The organism is Caulobacter sp. GW821-FHT09A05 (genome assembly GCF_059418465.1).
In genome coordinates this window covers 110,946-124,941 of sequence record NZ_JBWKPX010000016.1, presented here as the reverse complement: position 1 = coordinate 124,941, position 13,996 = coordinate 110,946, and the positions used below count along the sequence as shown (strand labels likewise).

Annotated in this window: 13 protein-coding genes and 1 pseudogene; 7 read left to right on the top strand and 7 right to left on the bottom strand. The window is 68.4% G+C overall.

The window, feature by feature from the left end:
* Nucleotides 1–37: 37 nt before the first annotated feature.
* The 5 genes and pseudogenes from sufC to AC07NX_RS16425 form a co-directional block, all read right to left on the bottom strand.
* Nucleotides 38–784, bottom strand: coding sequence for a Fe-S cluster assembly ATPase SufC (gene sufC / locus AC07NX_RS16445; protein ID WP_494643232.1), 747 nt, complete (start codon nucleotides 782–784; stop codon nucleotides 38–40).
* 18 nt (nucleotides 785–802) lie between these two features.
* A pseudogene (locus AC07NX_RS16440) lies at nucleotides 803–966 on the bottom strand (hypothetical protein); the annotation flags it as partial.
* On the bottom strand, nucleotides 963–2,432 hold the full coding sequence (gene sufB / locus AC07NX_RS16435; protein ID WP_035076565.1) for a Fe-S cluster assembly protein SufB: 1,470 nt from the start codon (nucleotides 2,430–2,432) through the stop codon (nucleotides 963–965). The pseudogene AC07NX_RS16440 and the gene sufB, both read right to left, overlap by 4 nt.
* On the bottom strand, nucleotides 2,432–3,565 hold the full coding sequence (locus AC07NX_RS16430) for a cysteine desulfurase family protein (RefSeq protein ID WP_494643230.1): 1,134 nt from the start codon (nucleotides 3,563–3,565) through the stop codon (nucleotides 2,432–2,434). Before AC07NX_RS16430 ends, sufB begins: the two co-directional genes overlap by 1 nt.
* Nucleotides 3,562–4,074, bottom strand: coding sequence for an Rrf2 family transcriptional regulator (locus tag AC07NX_RS16425; RefSeq protein WP_494643228.1), 513 nt, complete (start codon nucleotides 4,072–4,074; stop codon nucleotides 3,562–3,564). Before AC07NX_RS16425 ends, AC07NX_RS16430 begins: the two co-directional genes overlap by 4 nt.
* 211 nt (nucleotides 4,075–4,285) lie before the next feature.
* Between AC07NX_RS16425 and AC07NX_RS16420 the strand changes: the two genes are divergently transcribed.
* From AC07NX_RS16420 to AC07NX_RS16410, 3 genes are all read left to right on the top strand, one after another.
* On the top strand, nucleotides 4,286–4,939 hold the full coding sequence (locus tag AC07NX_RS16420) for an alpha/beta hydrolase (protein ID WP_035076568.1): 654 nt from the start codon (nucleotides 4,286–4,288) through the stop codon (nucleotides 4,937–4,939).
* A 101-nt stretch (nucleotides 4,940–5,040) separates the two neighbouring features.
* On the top strand, nucleotides 5,041–5,439 hold the full coding sequence (locus AC07NX_RS16415; RefSeq protein ID WP_494643227.1) for a VOC family protein: 399 nt from the start codon (nucleotides 5,041–5,043) through the stop codon (nucleotides 5,437–5,439).
* Between the two features lie 57 nt (nucleotides 5,440–5,496).
* A complete protein-coding gene (locus AC07NX_RS16410; RefSeq protein WP_494643225.1) occupies nucleotides 5,497–6,792 on the top strand; it encodes an NAD(P)/FAD-dependent oxidoreductase in 1,296 nt (431 codons plus the stop codon).
* 838 nt (nucleotides 6,793–7,630) lie between these two features.
* Here the strand turns inward: AC07NX_RS16410 and AC07NX_RS16405 are convergent.
* The gene (locus AC07NX_RS16405; RefSeq protein WP_494643224.1) at nucleotides 7,631–8,758 is read right to left on the bottom strand and encodes an anhydro-N-acetylmuramic acid kinase; all 1,128 of its coding nucleotides are present in this window, start codon (nucleotides 8,756–8,758) and stop codon (nucleotides 7,631–7,633) included.
* A 188-nt stretch (nucleotides 8,759–8,946) separates the two neighbouring features.
* Here AC07NX_RS16405 and tyrS point away from each other — a divergent pair, with 188 nt between their 5' ends.
* The 4 genes from tyrS (at nucleotide 8,947) to AC07NX_RS16385 (ending at nucleotide 12,758) form a co-directional block, all read left to right on the top strand.
* Nucleotides 8,947–10,302 carry a tyrosine--tRNA ligase gene (tyrS, locus tag AC07NX_RS16400; RefSeq protein ID WP_494643222.1) on the top strand — a complete coding sequence of 452 codons (1,356 nt, stop codon included), beginning with the start codon at nucleotides 8,947–8,949 and terminating at the stop codon, nucleotides 10,300–10,302.
* 151 nt (nucleotides 10,303–10,453) lie between these two features.
* Nucleotides 10,454–10,939 carry a peroxiredoxin gene (locus tag AC07NX_RS16395; protein WP_494643221.1) on the top strand — a complete coding sequence of 162 codons (486 nt, stop codon included), beginning with the start codon at nucleotides 10,454–10,456 and terminating at the stop codon, nucleotides 10,937–10,939.
* A 204-nt stretch (nucleotides 10,940–11,143) separates the two neighbouring features.
* Nucleotides 11,144–12,301, top strand: a complete 1,158-nt coding sequence (locus AC07NX_RS16390; protein WP_494643220.1) for a M23 family metallopeptidase — start codon at nucleotides 11,144–11,146, stop codon at nucleotides 12,299–12,301.
* On the top strand, nucleotides 12,282–12,758 hold the full coding sequence (locus tag AC07NX_RS16385; RefSeq protein ID WP_494643219.1) for a bactofilin family protein: 477 nt from the start codon (nucleotides 12,282–12,284) through the stop codon (nucleotides 12,756–12,758). The genes AC07NX_RS16390 and AC07NX_RS16385 overlap by 20 nt, the downstream gene beginning before the upstream one ends.
* A gap of 53 nt (nucleotides 12,759–12,811) precedes the next feature.
* Here the strand turns inward: AC07NX_RS16385 and prfB are convergent.
* Nucleotides 12,812–13,931 (bottom strand): peptide chain release factor 2 gene (prfB, locus tag AC07NX_RS16380; protein WP_494643217.1). Its coding sequence is split into 2 segments (ribosomal slippage): nucleotides 12,812–13,861 and nucleotides 13,863–13,931, totalling 1,119 coding nucleotides; the frame shifts between segments, so codons are not numbered across the junction.
* Between the last annotated feature and the right edge of the window lie 65 nt (nucleotides 13,932–13,996).

Sequence of the window (13,996 nt, the reverse complement as noted above, 5' to 3'; positions counted from 1 at the left end):
CCCCCAGAGGGGGAGGATCTATGCCGTGCGACCGCCATCACGCCGCCACCGTGTACTTGTCATACCCCTCGGCCTCGAGCTGCAGCGCCAGCTCCGGGCCGCCCGAGGCGACGATGCGGCCGGCGGCCAGCACGTGGACGCGGTCGGGTTTGATGTAGTCCAGCAGGCGCTGGTAGTGGGTGATGACCAGCATGCCGCGGTCGGGGGCGCGCAGAGCGTTGACGCCTTCCGAGACGATCTTCAGGGCGTCGATGTCCAGGCCCGAATCCGTCTCGTCCAGGATCAGGAACTTCGGCGACAGCATCGCCATCTGCAGGATTTCCATCCGCTTCTTCTCGCCGCCCGAAAAGCCGACGTTCAGGCCGCGCTTGAGCATGTCGAAGTCGATCTTCAGCGCCGCGGCCTTTTCCTTGGCCAGCTTCAGGAAGGCCGGGGCGGCGATCTCGTCCTCGCCGCGCGCACGGCGCTGGGCGTTCAGCGCCGTACGGATGAAGGTCAGGGCCGGCACGCCCGGGATCTCCAGCGGATACTGGAACGACAGGAACACGCCCTTGGCGGCCCGCTCGTTGGGCTCCAGCGCCAGCAGGTCCTCGCCGTTCAGCGTGGCCGAGCCTTGCGTGACCTCATAGCCGCCCCGGCCGCTCAGCACGTAGGATAGGGTCGACTTGCCCGCCCCGTTCGGCCCCATGATGGCGTGCACTTCGCCCGCCGGCACGTCGAGCGTGACGCCCTTGAGGATCGGCTTGTCGCCGACGGTGGCGTGAAGGTTCTGGATGGAGAGCATCGAAGTCACTTCATGATCTCCTTCTCCCCTTGCGGGAGAAGGTGGCCCGCGTAGCGGGTCGGATGAGGGGTTGAAAGTCGGCTCAACCGCGAACGGCGGAAAGGTCGGCGAGACCCCTCATCCGTCGGCTTCGCCGACACCTTCTCCCGCAAGGGGAGAAGGAAGGAGGCATGTGTCGTCATCCCACCGAGCCTTCCAGCGAGATCGCCACCAGCTTCTGGGCCTCGACGGCGAATTCCATCGGCAGCTGCTGCAGCACGTCCTTGACGAAGCCGTTGACCAGCAGGGCCACGGCCTCTTCCTGCGAAAGCCCGCGCTGCTGGCAGTAGAACAGCTGGTCGTCCGACAGGCGGGTCGTCGTGGCCTCGTGCTCGAACACGCTGTGGCCGTTGCGGGCCTCGATGTACGGGACGGTGTGGGCGGCGCAGGTCTTGCCGATCAGCAGGCTGTCGCACTGGGTGAAGTTGCGCGCGCCCTTGGCTTTCGGGTGGGCCGAGACCAGGCCGCGATAGGTGCTGGTCGACTTGCCGGCGCTGATGCCCTTGGCGACGATCCGCGAGCGGGTGTTGGCGCCCAGGTGGATCATCTTGGTGCCGGTGTCGGCCTGCTGGTGGCCGTTGGTCACGGCGATCGAGTAGAACTCGCCCGAGCTGCCCTCGCCGCGCAGCACGCAGGACGGATACTTCCAGGTGATGGCCGAGCCGGTCTCGACCTGGGTCCATGACACCTTGGAGCGGTCGCCGCGGCAGTCGGCGCGCTTGGTGACGAAGTTGTAGATGCCGCCCTTCCCCGTCTCCGGATCGCCCGGATACCAGTTCTGGACGGTGGAATACTTGATCTCGGCGTCGTCCAGCAGCACCAGCTCGACCACGGCGGCGTGCAACTGGTTCTCGTCGCGCATCGGGGCCGTGCAGCCCTCCAGGTACGAGCAGTAGGCGCCCTTGTCGGCGATGATCAGGGTGCGCTCGAACTGGCCGCTGTCCTTGGCGTTGATGCGGAAATAGGTCGACAACTCCATCGGGCAGCGCACGCCCGGCGGGATGTAGACGAACGAGCCATCGCTGAAGACCGCGCTGTTGAGGCAGGCGAAATAGTTGTCCGAGGTGGGCACGACCGAGCCGAGGTACTGCCTGACCAGTTCCGGGTGCTCGCGGATCGCCTCGCTCATCGAGCAGAAGATCACCCCGACCGCCGCCAGCTCCTTCTTGAAGGTGGTGACCACGCTGACGCTGTCGAACACCGCGTCCACGGCGTAGCGCGGCGCGCCCTCGACGCCGGCCAGCACGGCCTGCTCCTTCAGCGGGATGCCCAGCTTCTCGTAGACGGCCAGGATCTCGGGATCCACCTCGTCCAGGCTCTTGGGCCCGGCCTTGGTCGAGGGGGCGGCGTAGTAATAGCTGTCCTGGTAGTCGATCTTGGGGAAGTCGACATTGGCCCAGGTGGGCTCCTCCAGCTCCAGCCAGCGGCGATAGGCCTCCAGCCGCCAGTCCAGCATCCACTGGGGCTCGTTCTTCTTCTCGGAGATGAAGCGCACGATGTCCTCGGAGAGGCCCTTGGGGGCGAACTCCTGCTCGATATCGGTCGTGAAGCCGTGCTCGTACTTCTCGAGCGACGCGACGGTATCAATGGTCTCTTTGACCGCGGCCACTACGCCACCTCCCGGCGCCGGGCGCCGATACGCGAATAGGCGGCGAGCCAGGCGTCGCCGCAGGAAATCCAGTCTTGCTCGCTCGAGGCCCAGCCGCCGCTGACGCGCAGTGCGAACGGGGCCAGGTCCGCCCGGCCCATGGCGTCCACCACGCGGCTGGCCTTGACCTTGCCCGACGAGCAGGCGCTGCCGGCGCTGACCATCACCCCGGCCAGGTCCAGGCTCATCACCTGGATCTGCGAGGCGAAGCCCTCGGCCGCCAAACACAGGGTTTGAGGCAGGCGTTGCGCGCCCTCCCCGAGCACGACCGCGCCAGCGGCCTTGACCCGTTCGGCCAAGGCGTCGCGCCATGTGCCCTGATTGGCCATCGCGGGCAAGTCGCGAGCCGACGCTTGCGCCGCCGCGCCGAAGCCGGCGATCCCGGCGACGTTCTCGGTGCCGGCCCGGCGGCCGCGCTCCTGGCCGCCGCCGTGCTGCTGGCGCACGATCGTGGCGCGCGTGCCGGCGACCAGCGCCCCGACGCCCTGCGGCCCGCCCAGCTTGTGGGCCGACAGCGCCAGGGTGTCGGCGCCCAGGGCGGAAAAGTCGATGGCGATCTTGCCGGCGGCCTGGACGGCGTCGACGTGCAGCCAGCCGTCGGCGGCGCGGACCAGGGCGGCGGCTTCCGCCACCGGCTGGATCACGCCGGTCTCGTTGTTGGCCAGCATCAGGCAGACCAGGGCCCGGCCCTCGTCGTCCAGGGCCTCCTCCAGCCAGTCCAGCCGAGCGACGCCGTCGGTGTCGAGCGGCATCTTCAGGACCTGCAGGCTCGAGGCGGCGGCGGTCTCCAGCACGGCGTCGTGCTCGCCCTCGCTGACGATGATGCGGTTGAAGCCGGCGAAGGCGGCGCTGCCGATGGCCAGGGCGTTGGCTTCCGTGCCGCCGCTGACGAAGGTGACCGAGCCGGCCACGACCCCGACCAGGGCGGCGACCTGGGCGCGGGCGGTCTCGACGATGTCGCGGGCGGCCCGGCCGCTGGCGTGCACCGAGGAGGGGTTGCCGGCGACCTCGAAGGCGCGCAGCACCGCCTCCCGCGCCTCGGGACGGATCGGGGCGGTGGCGTTGTAGTCGAGATAGATCGTGGGCCTGGTCACGCCGCCGCCATCTCCCCTGCCTTGTCCCCCAGCTTGTCCTTGTCCTTGGCCTTCCGGGCCCGCTCCTTGAGCTTGCCGTCCAGCACGTCGGCCACCGACACGCTGGCCAGGTAGCCGTGGATCTGGCGGCCCATCTCTTCCCACAGGTCGTGGGTCAGGCACTGGGCGCCGCCGGCCATGCAGCCCTTGGGCGCGCCCTTGCCGACGCCGGTCTTGGACAGGCCGCAGCGGGTCGCCCGCAGGGGCTCGTCCACGGCCAGGACGATGTCGGCGATGGCGGTGTCGCGGGCCTCGCGGGCCAGGCGATAGCCGCCGCCGGGGCCGCGGGCGCTGACCACCAGCCCCTTGCGGCGCAGGCGGGCGAAGAGCTGTTCCAGATACGACAGCGAGATCTGCTGGCGGGCGGCGATCTCGGCCAGGGCCACGGCGCGGCCCTCCGCTTCGTCCTGCCGGCGGGCCAGGTCGGTCATGGCCATGACCGCGTAGCGTCCCTTGGTGCTCAGGCGCATGCGCCTTATCTCCTTGCGGATTCCCCGCGCATCGGCTTAGGCGTGTGCTACAAGCCGCGACTTCGCGCCCGAGGCCCTGACGAAAGACCAAGGCGCGCGGTGCGGATTTAGGAAGACCAAGCGCAGTGGTCAAGTATTCCTTCGCCTCTTCCCCCTTTGGGCGAGGCGGAAGGAGACGGCCCCGTCGCCCCTTTTTGGATAGGGACCTTGAATGCCTGACGTGATTTTGACCGGAGCTTCGGGCCGTATCGAAGGCCGCTATTCCCCGGGCAAGACCGACAACGCCCCGATCGCGCTGATCCTGCACCCGCACCCCAAGGCGGGCGGCCACATGAACCATCCGGTCTCGGTGCAGCTGTACCACCTGTTCATGAAGCGCGGTTTCGCGACCCTGCGCTTCAACTTCCGCGGCGTGGGCCGCAGCCAGGGCGAGTTCGACAGCGGCATCGGCGAGCTGGCCGACGCGGCCACGGCCCTGGACTGGCTGCAGTCCAACAACCCCGCCGCCGCCCAGACCTGGGTCGCCGGCTACAGCTTCGGCGCCTATATCGGCATGCAGCTGCTGATGCGCCGTCCGGAAACCGACGGCTTCATCTCGGTGTCGCCGCCGACCAACATGTACGACTTCAGCTTCCTGGCCCCCTGCCCGGCCTCGGGCCTGATCCTGACCGGCGCGGCCGACACCGTCGTGCCGCCGGTCGAGGTCGAGCGCGTGGTCTCCAAGCTGCGCACCCAGAAGGGCATCGTCATCGACTACGAGGTCGTCGACAAGGCCACCCACTTCTGGGCCGAGCACCTGCCCAGCGTCGAGAAGAGCGTCGGCGACTATCTGGACAAGCGCCTGGAAATGAACCCGATCCCGTAGGCCTTGGCCCTGGGTAACCGGGAGTTACCGGTACCACAAGGCTTGCGGTCCTGGACAACTCACCGTCATTCTACGCGGAACAGCGTTCCGGGAGAACGACGGTGAGCCAGACCATACGGCCGTTCCTGATGTTTCAGGCGCGGGACGCCGAAGCGGCGATGAGCTTCTACGTCTCGCTCTTCGCCGACGGCGAAGTTCTCGAGGTCGAGCGCTACGGCCCCGGCGGCCCCGGTCCCGAAGGCACGGTGATCCGCGCCCGATTCCGGATCGGCGGCCAGGAGGTTTTCTGCTCCGACAGCTTCGTCAGGCACGCCTTCGACTTCACGCCCGCCTCGTCCCTGTTCGTCGATTGCCAGTCCGAAGATGAGTTCGCGCGGCTCGCCGCCGCCCTGGGCGAGGGCGGAGCCGAGCTGATGCCGCCGGGCGACTACGGCTTCAGCCGGCGCTTCGCCTGGGTCAACGACCGGTTCGACGTGTCCTGGCAGCTCAACCTGGCCTGACACGGCTCGCCTTCACCTCTATATATTCACCATCTGAGGAATTTCTGGATGGCGGGCATGCACTACGACATCGTTATCGTCGGCGGCGGGGCCGGCGGGCTGGAGCTGGCGGCGCGGCTGGGACGCAAGCTGGGCCCCAAGGCCGGCAAGGAGCGGGTGCTGCTGATCGACCGCTCCAGCTTCCACATCTGGAAGCCGACCCTGCACGAGGTGGCGGCCGGCACGCTGGACACCCACCAGGAGGGCCTGTCCTATTCGATCCTGGGCCGCGCCAACCATTTCAGCTTCCTGCTGGGCGAACTGGAAAGCTTCGACCCCGTCGCCAAGCGCCTGAGCCTCAAACCCATCCTGGGCGAAGGCGGCAAGGTGCTGGTCCCCGAACGCGGGGTGACCTTCAGCTGGGGCGTGCTGGCGATCGGCAGCGGCTCCAACCTGTTCGGCACGCCCGGGGCCGACCAGGCCCACCTGCTGGAGCGCACCGAGGACGCCGAGGCCTTCCACACCCGCCTGCTGGCCGCCTTCATGAAGGCCTCGTTCTCGACCGAGAAGAGCATGAGCGTGGCCATCGTCGGCGGCGGGGCCACGGGGGTGGAGCTGTCGGCCGAGCTGATCGAGGCCCATCGCGAACTGCTGGGCAGCCTGGGCAGCGAGCAGCGCTTCCGCCTGGACATCGCCATCGTCGAGGCCGCGCCACGCATCCTGGGCGGCCTGCCCGAGAAGATCTCCGACCAGGCCACGCTCGCCCTGGAGCGCAAGGGCGTGCGGGTCCGCACCGGGGCCAAGGTGGTGGCCGTCCACGCCGACCGGCTGGAGACCAGCCAGGGCGACATCCCGGCCGACCTGATCGTCTGGGCCGCCGGGGTCAAGGCCGCTCCCACCAACGCCGGCTACGGGCTGGAGATCAACAGGACCAACCAGTTCGTGGTCAACGAGCGGCTGGAGACCTCGGCGCCAGACGCCTGGGCCCTGGGCGACTGCGCCGCCGCCCCCTGGATCGGCACGGCCGGCAAGGAGGGGCGGATCATCCCCGCCCGCGCCCAGGCCGCCCACCAGCAGGCCAGCTACCTGGCCAAGGCCCTGATCGCCCGCCTGGGCCAGCGCCGGGTGGAGGCGCCGTTCGTCTATCGCGACTTCGGTTCGCTGCTGTCGCTGGGCGAGAACAAGGGGGTCGGGGCGCTGATGGGCGGCCTGGGCGGGCCGAACTTCTTCGTCGAGGGCCTGATTGCCAAGTGGGCCTACATCTCGCTGCACCTGGACCACCACCGGGCGATCATGGGCACGCCCAAGACCATCGTCCTGGCCCTGGCGCGCCTGCTGCAACAGCGCGTGGCGGGACGGCTGAAGCTGCATTGAGGATGCGGGGACGCGCGTGGCGGGGCGTGTTCCACAATCTCCCCCCTCCGGCCGTCATCCCGGGCCTCGTGCCCGGGCCCCCTCTGTCCGCCGCAGGTGCGGAGGGGTGGCGCGCTGGCGCGCCATGGCGCTTCACCGTCAGCTGAACCAGGGGTTCCCGCCGCAAGGGCGGGAATGACGGAGGTTAGGGGATGGGCGCAGCTGGATCCTCGTCGGCACCGAGAAGAACCTCAACCCTTCCAACGTCCTGCGAAAAAGCGAGCGTCACCGGTCCTCGGCGCTGAAACTCCCCTTATCCTTATCTCACCTCGTCGCGGGAAAGGGCGCATGGCCAGCGACCGATGCGGCGGCGGGGGGCGATCGAGCGGGTAGCTCTGTCGGTGGTGTTGTCCGCGTGCGTAGGGGACAGGACCAACCTTTCGTCTCTGGTGCCGGTCGGGCCTGTTATACAGATACGACGTGACGTAAGGGCCGGTTGAGCAGCAGGCGAGCGGTGACAGGCTCGCGGTCCGGGACCGGGTGTCGTTGACCCGGCCCGCCCGTCGGAGGCTTCAAGGCGGCGAAGCCCGAACAGGGCTCAGCGCCGCAGGCTTCCGGATAACGATGGCGCGGAGCGATCTGGGCTTCGTCGAAACGGTAACAACTCAAACACTCCGGACGATGTCCGGCGCTCCGCGACCCTTTCCATAACCTCAGCGGTTTCCGCGTGAGAGGGCGAGGCCGCGCCCATCAGATCCTCCCCCTGTGGGGGAGGTGTCGGCGCAGCCGACGGAGGGGGGAGTGATCGGCGGATGGCCGCAACCCGGATCGACGACCCCAAACCTCCCCCCACCGATCGCTACGCGATCGCCTCCCCCACGGGAGGAGGATTGACGATCCTTCCGCCGGTCATCGGCGCGGCCACTCCGGTCGTGCCCGGGAAGCTGATCGGCAGGCCGCGCGCCGTGCGGGCCGCCAGGAAGGCGAAGGCCTCGGCCTCGATGGCGTCGCCGCGCCAGCCAACGGCCTCGGCGGTGCGGACCGGCACGGGCGCGCGGTCGGCCAGGGCCTTCATGATCTGCGGATTGTGGCGGCCGCCGCCGCAGACGATCAGGGCCTGGGGGCGCTGGCCGTGCTCGAAGGCCTTGACGACGGCCTCGGCGGTGAAGGCCACCAGGGTGGCGGCGGCGTCCTCGGAGGACAGGTGATCGACCAGGTCGAGCGGAAAGTCGTAGCGGTCCAGAGACTTGGGGGCTGGACCGGAGAAATAGTCGCTGGCCAGGAACGTCTCCAGCACCGCCTGGTCGACGGCCCCGGCCGCCGCCAGCCGGCCGTTCTCGTCGAACCGTCCCAGCCCCCGGGCCTGCAGCATCAGGTCGATCATGCCGTTGCCCGGACCGGTGTCGAAGGCCAGCAAATCGCCGTCGGGACCGATCAGGGTGATGTTGGCCACCCCGCCGATGTTCAGCGCCGCCACCGGCGCCGGCAGGCTCGAGGCCTGGGCCCGGGCGGCGTGATAGATCGGGGCCAGCGGCGCCCCCTGCCCGCCCGCCGCCACGTCGGCGGTGCGGAAGTCGAACGCCACCGGCCGCCCGCAGGCCCGGGCCAGCCGCTCGGCGTCGAGAAGCTGCACGGTCCGGCCGATCCGGCCCGGATGCGGCCGCTCGTGCAGCACCGTCTGGCCGTGGACGCCCAGCAGGTCGAAGCCGGACCAGGCCAGGCCGTGCTCGGCCAGGAAGCTCTCGGCGGCGTGGAAATGCTCGTCGGCCACCGCCTGGGCGGCCTCTTCGAAGATGTCCGGCGCGGGCCTGTCGCGCGGCCAGCCCCGGGCCACTTCGGTGGCCACCAGCAGCAGGTCGCGGGTCTCCTCGCGCAGCTTGCGCTCGCCGGCCGGGCCGAAGGCCTGGATGGCTTCGCCGTCGGTCTCGAGCACCGCCATGTCGACCGCGTCGAGCGAGGTGCCGGTCATGAATCCCAGAATACGCATGGTTCGGTTGACTGCCATGGCCCGCGCCGGGTAGCTAGGCCCCATGATCGATCACAGCCGCCTCGCCCGCGCCTATTACCGCCCGCTGTCCTAGCGGGAGGCCGACCGATCACGTCGATGCGCCCGCCCCACCGGCGACGCGTCAGGCCAGCGAACGTCTCCGGATCATTTCCCAGGAGATCTCGCCGATGAAACCCTCGCCACAGACCGCCCCCGCCGTGCTAGACGCCCATGCGTCTGAAACCCAGGCGCCCGAATTAGAGAGTCGAGCCATGTCCGCCCCCGCGTCGTTCAAGTCGGAATTCCTCCAGACCCTGCAGGCGCGCGGCTACATCCATCAGATCACCCATCCGGAAGAGCTGGACGCGGCGGCCGCCGGCGGGATCGTCACCGCCTATATCGGTTTCGACGCCACCGCCCCCAGCCTGCACGTCGGCAGCCTGATCCAGATCATGATGCTGCGCCGCCTGCAGCAGGCCGGCCACAAGCCGATCGTCCTGATGGGCGGCGGCACGACCAAGGTCGGCGACCCAACCGGCAAGGACGAGAGCCGCAAGCTGCTGAGCGACGCCGACATCGCCGCCAACATCGCCGGCATCAAGCAGGTGTTCGCCAAGTTCCTGGCCTTCGGCGACGGCCCGACCGACGCCATCATGGTCGACAACGACGCCTGGCTGAGCCAGTTCGGCTACGTCCAGTTCCTGCGCGACTACGGCGTGCACTTCACGGTCAACCGGATGCTGGCCTTCGACTCGGTCAAGCTGCGGCTCGAGCGCGAGCAGCCGATGACCTTCCTGGAATTCAACTACATGCTGATGCAGGCGGTCGACTTCCTGGAGCTGAACCGCAAGCACGGCTGCGTGCTGCAGATGGGCGGCTCGGACCAGTGGGGCAACATCCTCAACGGGGTGGAGCTGACCCGCCGCGTCGACCAGAAGGCCGCCTTCGGCCTGACCACCCCCCTGCTGGCCACCGCCTCGGGCGCCAAGATGGGCAAGACCATGTCGGGCGCGGTGTGGCTGAACGCCGAGCAGCTGTCGCCGTACGACTACTGGCAGTTCTGGCGCAACACCGAGGACGCCGACGTCGGCCGGTTCCTCAAGCTGTTCACCGACCTGCCGCTGGAACGCATCGCCGAACTGGAAGCCCTGCCGGGCGCCCAGATCAACGAGGCCAAGAAGGTGCTGGCCGACGAGGCCACGCGGATGGCGCACGGCGAGGACGCTGCGAAGTCGGCCCGGGAGACTGCCGAAAAGGCTTTCGAACAAGGTCAAACCTCCGCGGAGCTGCCGACGATCGAGCTGGTTTGGGCTGGGCCCGAAGGAGATCTGACGCGTCGGACCGCCGAAGCGCTCGTGAAGGAAGCCGGTCTAGCGACGTCCATGCGTGAAGCGCGTGACCTCATCGGCGGTGGCGGCATCCAGATCAACGACGCCAAGCCTGCTGTTGGCGACTTCTATGAACGCGACCAAGTCATTGCCGAGCTCGGGGCCTTCAAGGTTCAGAAGGGCAAGAAGAAGATCGTACTGGTGAAGCCTATCTAATTTCCGCTCATCCCGGCGAATGCCGGGACCCAGATCCTATGGCGGTGGGTATGACTGGAATGGCTCGGAGCTTTTGGCGTCAGCCACACCACCAATCCATCTGGGTCCCGGCATTCGCCGGGATGAGCGGTTCAAAGCTGAGGACATGACAATGACGCAAGAGCTGCAACCCGGCGACAAGGCCCCCGACTTCGACCTGGCCACCGACACCGGCCGCGTCAGCCTTTCCGGCCTGAAGGGCAAGAACGTCGTGCTCTACTTCTATCCGAAGGACGACACGGCCGGCTGCACGTCGCAGGCCCTACAGTTCTCGTCCGAGGTCGAGGAGTTCGCCAAGCTGGGCGCGGTGATCGTCGGGGTGTCCAAGGACAGCGCCGCCTCGCACGCCAAGTTCCGCAAGAAGCACGACCTGACCGTCGAGCTGGCCGCCGACGCCACCGGCGAGACCGTCGAGGCCTACGGCGCCTGGGTCGAGAAGAGCATGTACGGCCGCAAATACATGGGCATCGACCGCTCGACCTTCCTGATCGACCGCGAAGGCGTGATCCGCAACGTCTGGCGCAAGGTGAAGGTGCCCAACCACATCAAGGCGGTGCTGACGGCCGCTCGCGCCCTCAAGGACGGGGCCTCGAAATAGCGGTGTGGCTTCTCCGCCTCAGGCGTGCGCCTATCGCAACAGCGACGCGCGCCGATGGTGGCTATCGGGCACGGAACCTTTTATCGGTTGAATCGCTAAGGCAAAAAGTCGCGCTGCGTTCACGCTCGGCGCGAAGTATCTTGCGCGTATCTGCTTTCTCGTTGCATATCGCCGGGACCTTGAAAACGGGGGTTTCCTAGGGCGATGGCGATCACGCGCTTCAAGCGAATCCGACAATCCCTGGAAGAGTTCTTCCCCGAGCGGCACCTTTATGTGCGCTCCGGCGGCGAGATGCGCGGCTACGTTTTCTCCACCGGCAAGCAGCTGATGTGCGCGACCGGCGTCGCCGCGGCGGCCCTGTGGATGGGCGTCTGCACCGCCGCCATGATCGTCAACGCCCTGTCGGTCAGCTCCACCGACCAGATGGTCATCAAGCAGAAGGCCTATTACGAGCGCCTCAACGCCGATCGCCAGGCCCGTCTGAACAGCGCCGTGGCCCAGCTGTCGGCCAGCAGCGGCTCGCTGGACGAGCTGGCCAGTTCGGTCGAGAAGCGCCACGCCGCCCTGGCCCTGCTGGTCAGCGACTTCAAGGGCGTGCCCGGCGCCGCCCAGGCCCTTCAGGTCGCCAAGCCGCACGTGCCGGGCGCCTCGCCGGTCGAGCGCATCCAGGCCACCCGCATGGACCAGGAACGCCTGATCGACGCCGCCGAGACCTTCGCCAAGAGCCGCGCCGAGCGCCTGCGCCTGGCCATGCGGATGGCCGGCCTGGACGCCGGCGCCTTCACTGGCCGCAATGGCGGCTCATCCCTGGGCGGCCCGCTGATCGAGGCCAAGGACCCCCGGGCCCTGGCCGCCGTGCTCGACGTCGACGAGGATTTCGCCGGCCGGATCCAGCACGCCGCCACCGACATGTCGGACATGCGCCAACTGAGCGCCGCGTCGCAGCAGCTGCCGTTCTACCGGCCGACCAACAATCCGGCGCTGAGCAGCAGCTATGGCGTCCGCTTCGATCCCTTCACCCATCGCCCGGCCTTCCATTCGGGCCTCGACTTCCCCGGCGCGTTCTACACGCCGATCATGGCCACCGCGCCCGGCGTGATCTCGTTCGTCGGCGTGCGCTCGGGCTATGGCAACGTCGTCGAGATCGATCACGGCAACGGCTTCAAGACCCGCTACGCCCACCTGCAGGCTGCTTCGGTCCGGGTCGGCCAGCGCGTGGCCATCGGCCAGCGCATCGCGGCCATGGGCTCGACCGGCCGCTCGACCGGTCCGCATCTGCACTACGAAGTATGGGTCAACGGTCGGGCTCAGAACCCGAACCGCTTCTTGAAGGCTGGTGAGTATGTTCAGCAAGCAAGCTAAGGCGTCCAAGGGCTCGGTCCAGATCGAGCCGCTGCCCATGTCCATGGCGCCGGCCGCGTCCGACGCCGCTCGCAAGGCCCCGCCCAAGGTGGCCTCCCTAGTTTCCCCCGACATCACTATCGAAGGCGGCATTACCGGCGACGGGGAGCTGCAGATCGACGGCGTGGTGCGCGGCGACGTTCGCGTGGGCCGGCTGACGATCGGCGAAACCGGTCACGTCGAGGGTTCGGTCTATGCCGAGGCGGTCGAGGTCCGTGGCCGGATCGTCGGCGCCATCACCGCCAAGCAGGTTCGCCTCTATGGCACCTCCTACGTCGACGGCGACATCACCCACGAACAGCTGGCGATGGAAACCGGGGCGTTCTTCCAGGGCCGCAGCCTGAAGTTCCAGCGCCCGCCCCCGCCCCCTGCCCAGCCCGCGCCGCCGCCGATGCTGGAAGCCAAGCCGGCCGGCTAGAAACAGAAAACGCCCCGGAGTGATCCGGGGCGTTTTGTTCTTCGGGCGTCCAACTAGGCCTGGGCGTCTCGCGTGGCCCCGACGCGCTGGGCCAGCGAAGCGCCCATGAACTGGTCGAGGTCGCCGTCCAGAACGCCCTGGGTGTCGGACGTCTCGACATTGGTCCGCAGGTCCTTGACCATCTGGTAGGGCTGCAGGACGTAGCTGCGGATCTGGTGCCCCCAGCCGATGTCGGTCTTCTGGTCCTCCAGCGCCTGCTGGGCGGCTTCCCGCTTCTGCAGCTCGGCCTCGTAGAGCCGGGCGCGCAGCATCTTCCAGGCTTCCTCGCGGTTCTGGTGCTGCGAGCGCCCCGCCTGGCAGGCCACGGCTATACCGGTGGGGATGTGCGTCAGGCGCACGGCCGAGTCGGTCTTGTTGATGTGCTGACCGCCCGCGCCCGAGGCCCGGTAGGTGTCGGTGCGCACGTCCGACGGATTGATCTCGATCTCGATCGTGTCGTCGACGACGGGATAGACCCAGGCCGATGCGAAGCTGGTGTGGCGCTTGGCGGCGGCGTCATAGGGGCTGATGCGCACCAGGCGGTGGACGCCGGCCTCGGTCTTCAGCCAGCCATAGGCGTTCGTGCCCTTGACCAGCAGCGTCGCCGACTTGATGCCGACCTGGTCGCCCGAGGTCTCCTCGACCAGCTCGACGCTCATGCCATGGGCGTTGGCCCAGCGGCTGTACATGCGCAGCAGCATGCCCGCCCAGTCGCAGGACTCGGTGCCGCCCGCCCCGGAGTTGATTTCGACATAGCAGTCGTTGCCATCGGCCTCGCCGGACAGCAGGGCCTCCAGCTCCGCCCGGCCGGCGCGCTCCTTCAGGTCCTTCAGCTGGGCGCGGGCGTCCTCCAGCAGGGCCTCGTCGCCCTCCATGTCAGCGAGTTCGGCATATTCCAGCGCGTCCTTCAGGCCGCTTTCGAGAACCTGCACGGCCTCGACGCGAGCCGCCAGGCCAGCGCGTTCGCGCGAGACGGCCTGGGCCTCCGCCGGACGATCCCAGAGGGTCGGGTCCTCGACCCGGGCGTTCAGCTCATCGAGCTTGCGTAGGGCGGCATCCCAGTCAAAGACGCCTCCTGAGCAGTCCCACGGACTGCTCGATGTCAGCCGCTGAGGCCTCGACATCCGGTCTCATCACGTAACTCCGTGACAGTGTTGAAGGGCGCGGGACATAGCCCGCGTCCGGAGTCGGCGCAATGA

Coding starts and splice junctions, on each gene's coding strand:
- AC07NX_RS16420 (WP_035076568.1), top strand. CDS start 4,286: ATGCCTGACGTGATTTTGACCGGAGCTTCGGGCCGTATCGAAGGCCGC.
- tyrS (WP_494643222.1), top strand. CDS start 8,947: ATGAAACCCTCGCCACAGACCGCCCCCGCCGTGCTAGACGCCCATGCG.
- sufC (WP_494643232.1), bottom strand. CDS start 784: ATGCTCTCCATCCAGAACCTTCACGCCACCGTCGGCGACAAGCCGATC.
- AC07NX_RS16385 (WP_494643219.1), top strand. CDS start 12,282: ATGTTCAGCAAGCAAGCTAAGGCGTCCAAGGGCTCGGTCCAGATCGAG.
- AC07NX_RS16395 (WP_494643221.1), top strand. CDS start 10,454: ATGACGCAAGAGCTGCAACCCGGCGACAAGGCCCCCGACTTCGACCTG.
- AC07NX_RS16405 (WP_494643224.1), bottom strand. CDS start 8,758: ATGCGTATTCTGGGATTCATGACCGGCACCTCGCTCGACGCGGTCGAC.
- AC07NX_RS16410 (WP_494643225.1), top strand. CDS start 5,497: ATGCACTACGACATCGTTATCGTCGGCGGCGGGGCCGGCGGGCTGGAG.
- AC07NX_RS16390 (WP_494643220.1), top strand. CDS start 11,144: ATGGCGATCACGCGCTTCAAGCGAATCCGACAATCCCTGGAAGAGTTC.
- AC07NX_RS16425 (WP_494643228.1), bottom strand. CDS start 4,074: ATGCGCCTGAGCACCAAGGGACGCTACGCGGTCATGGCCATGACCGAC.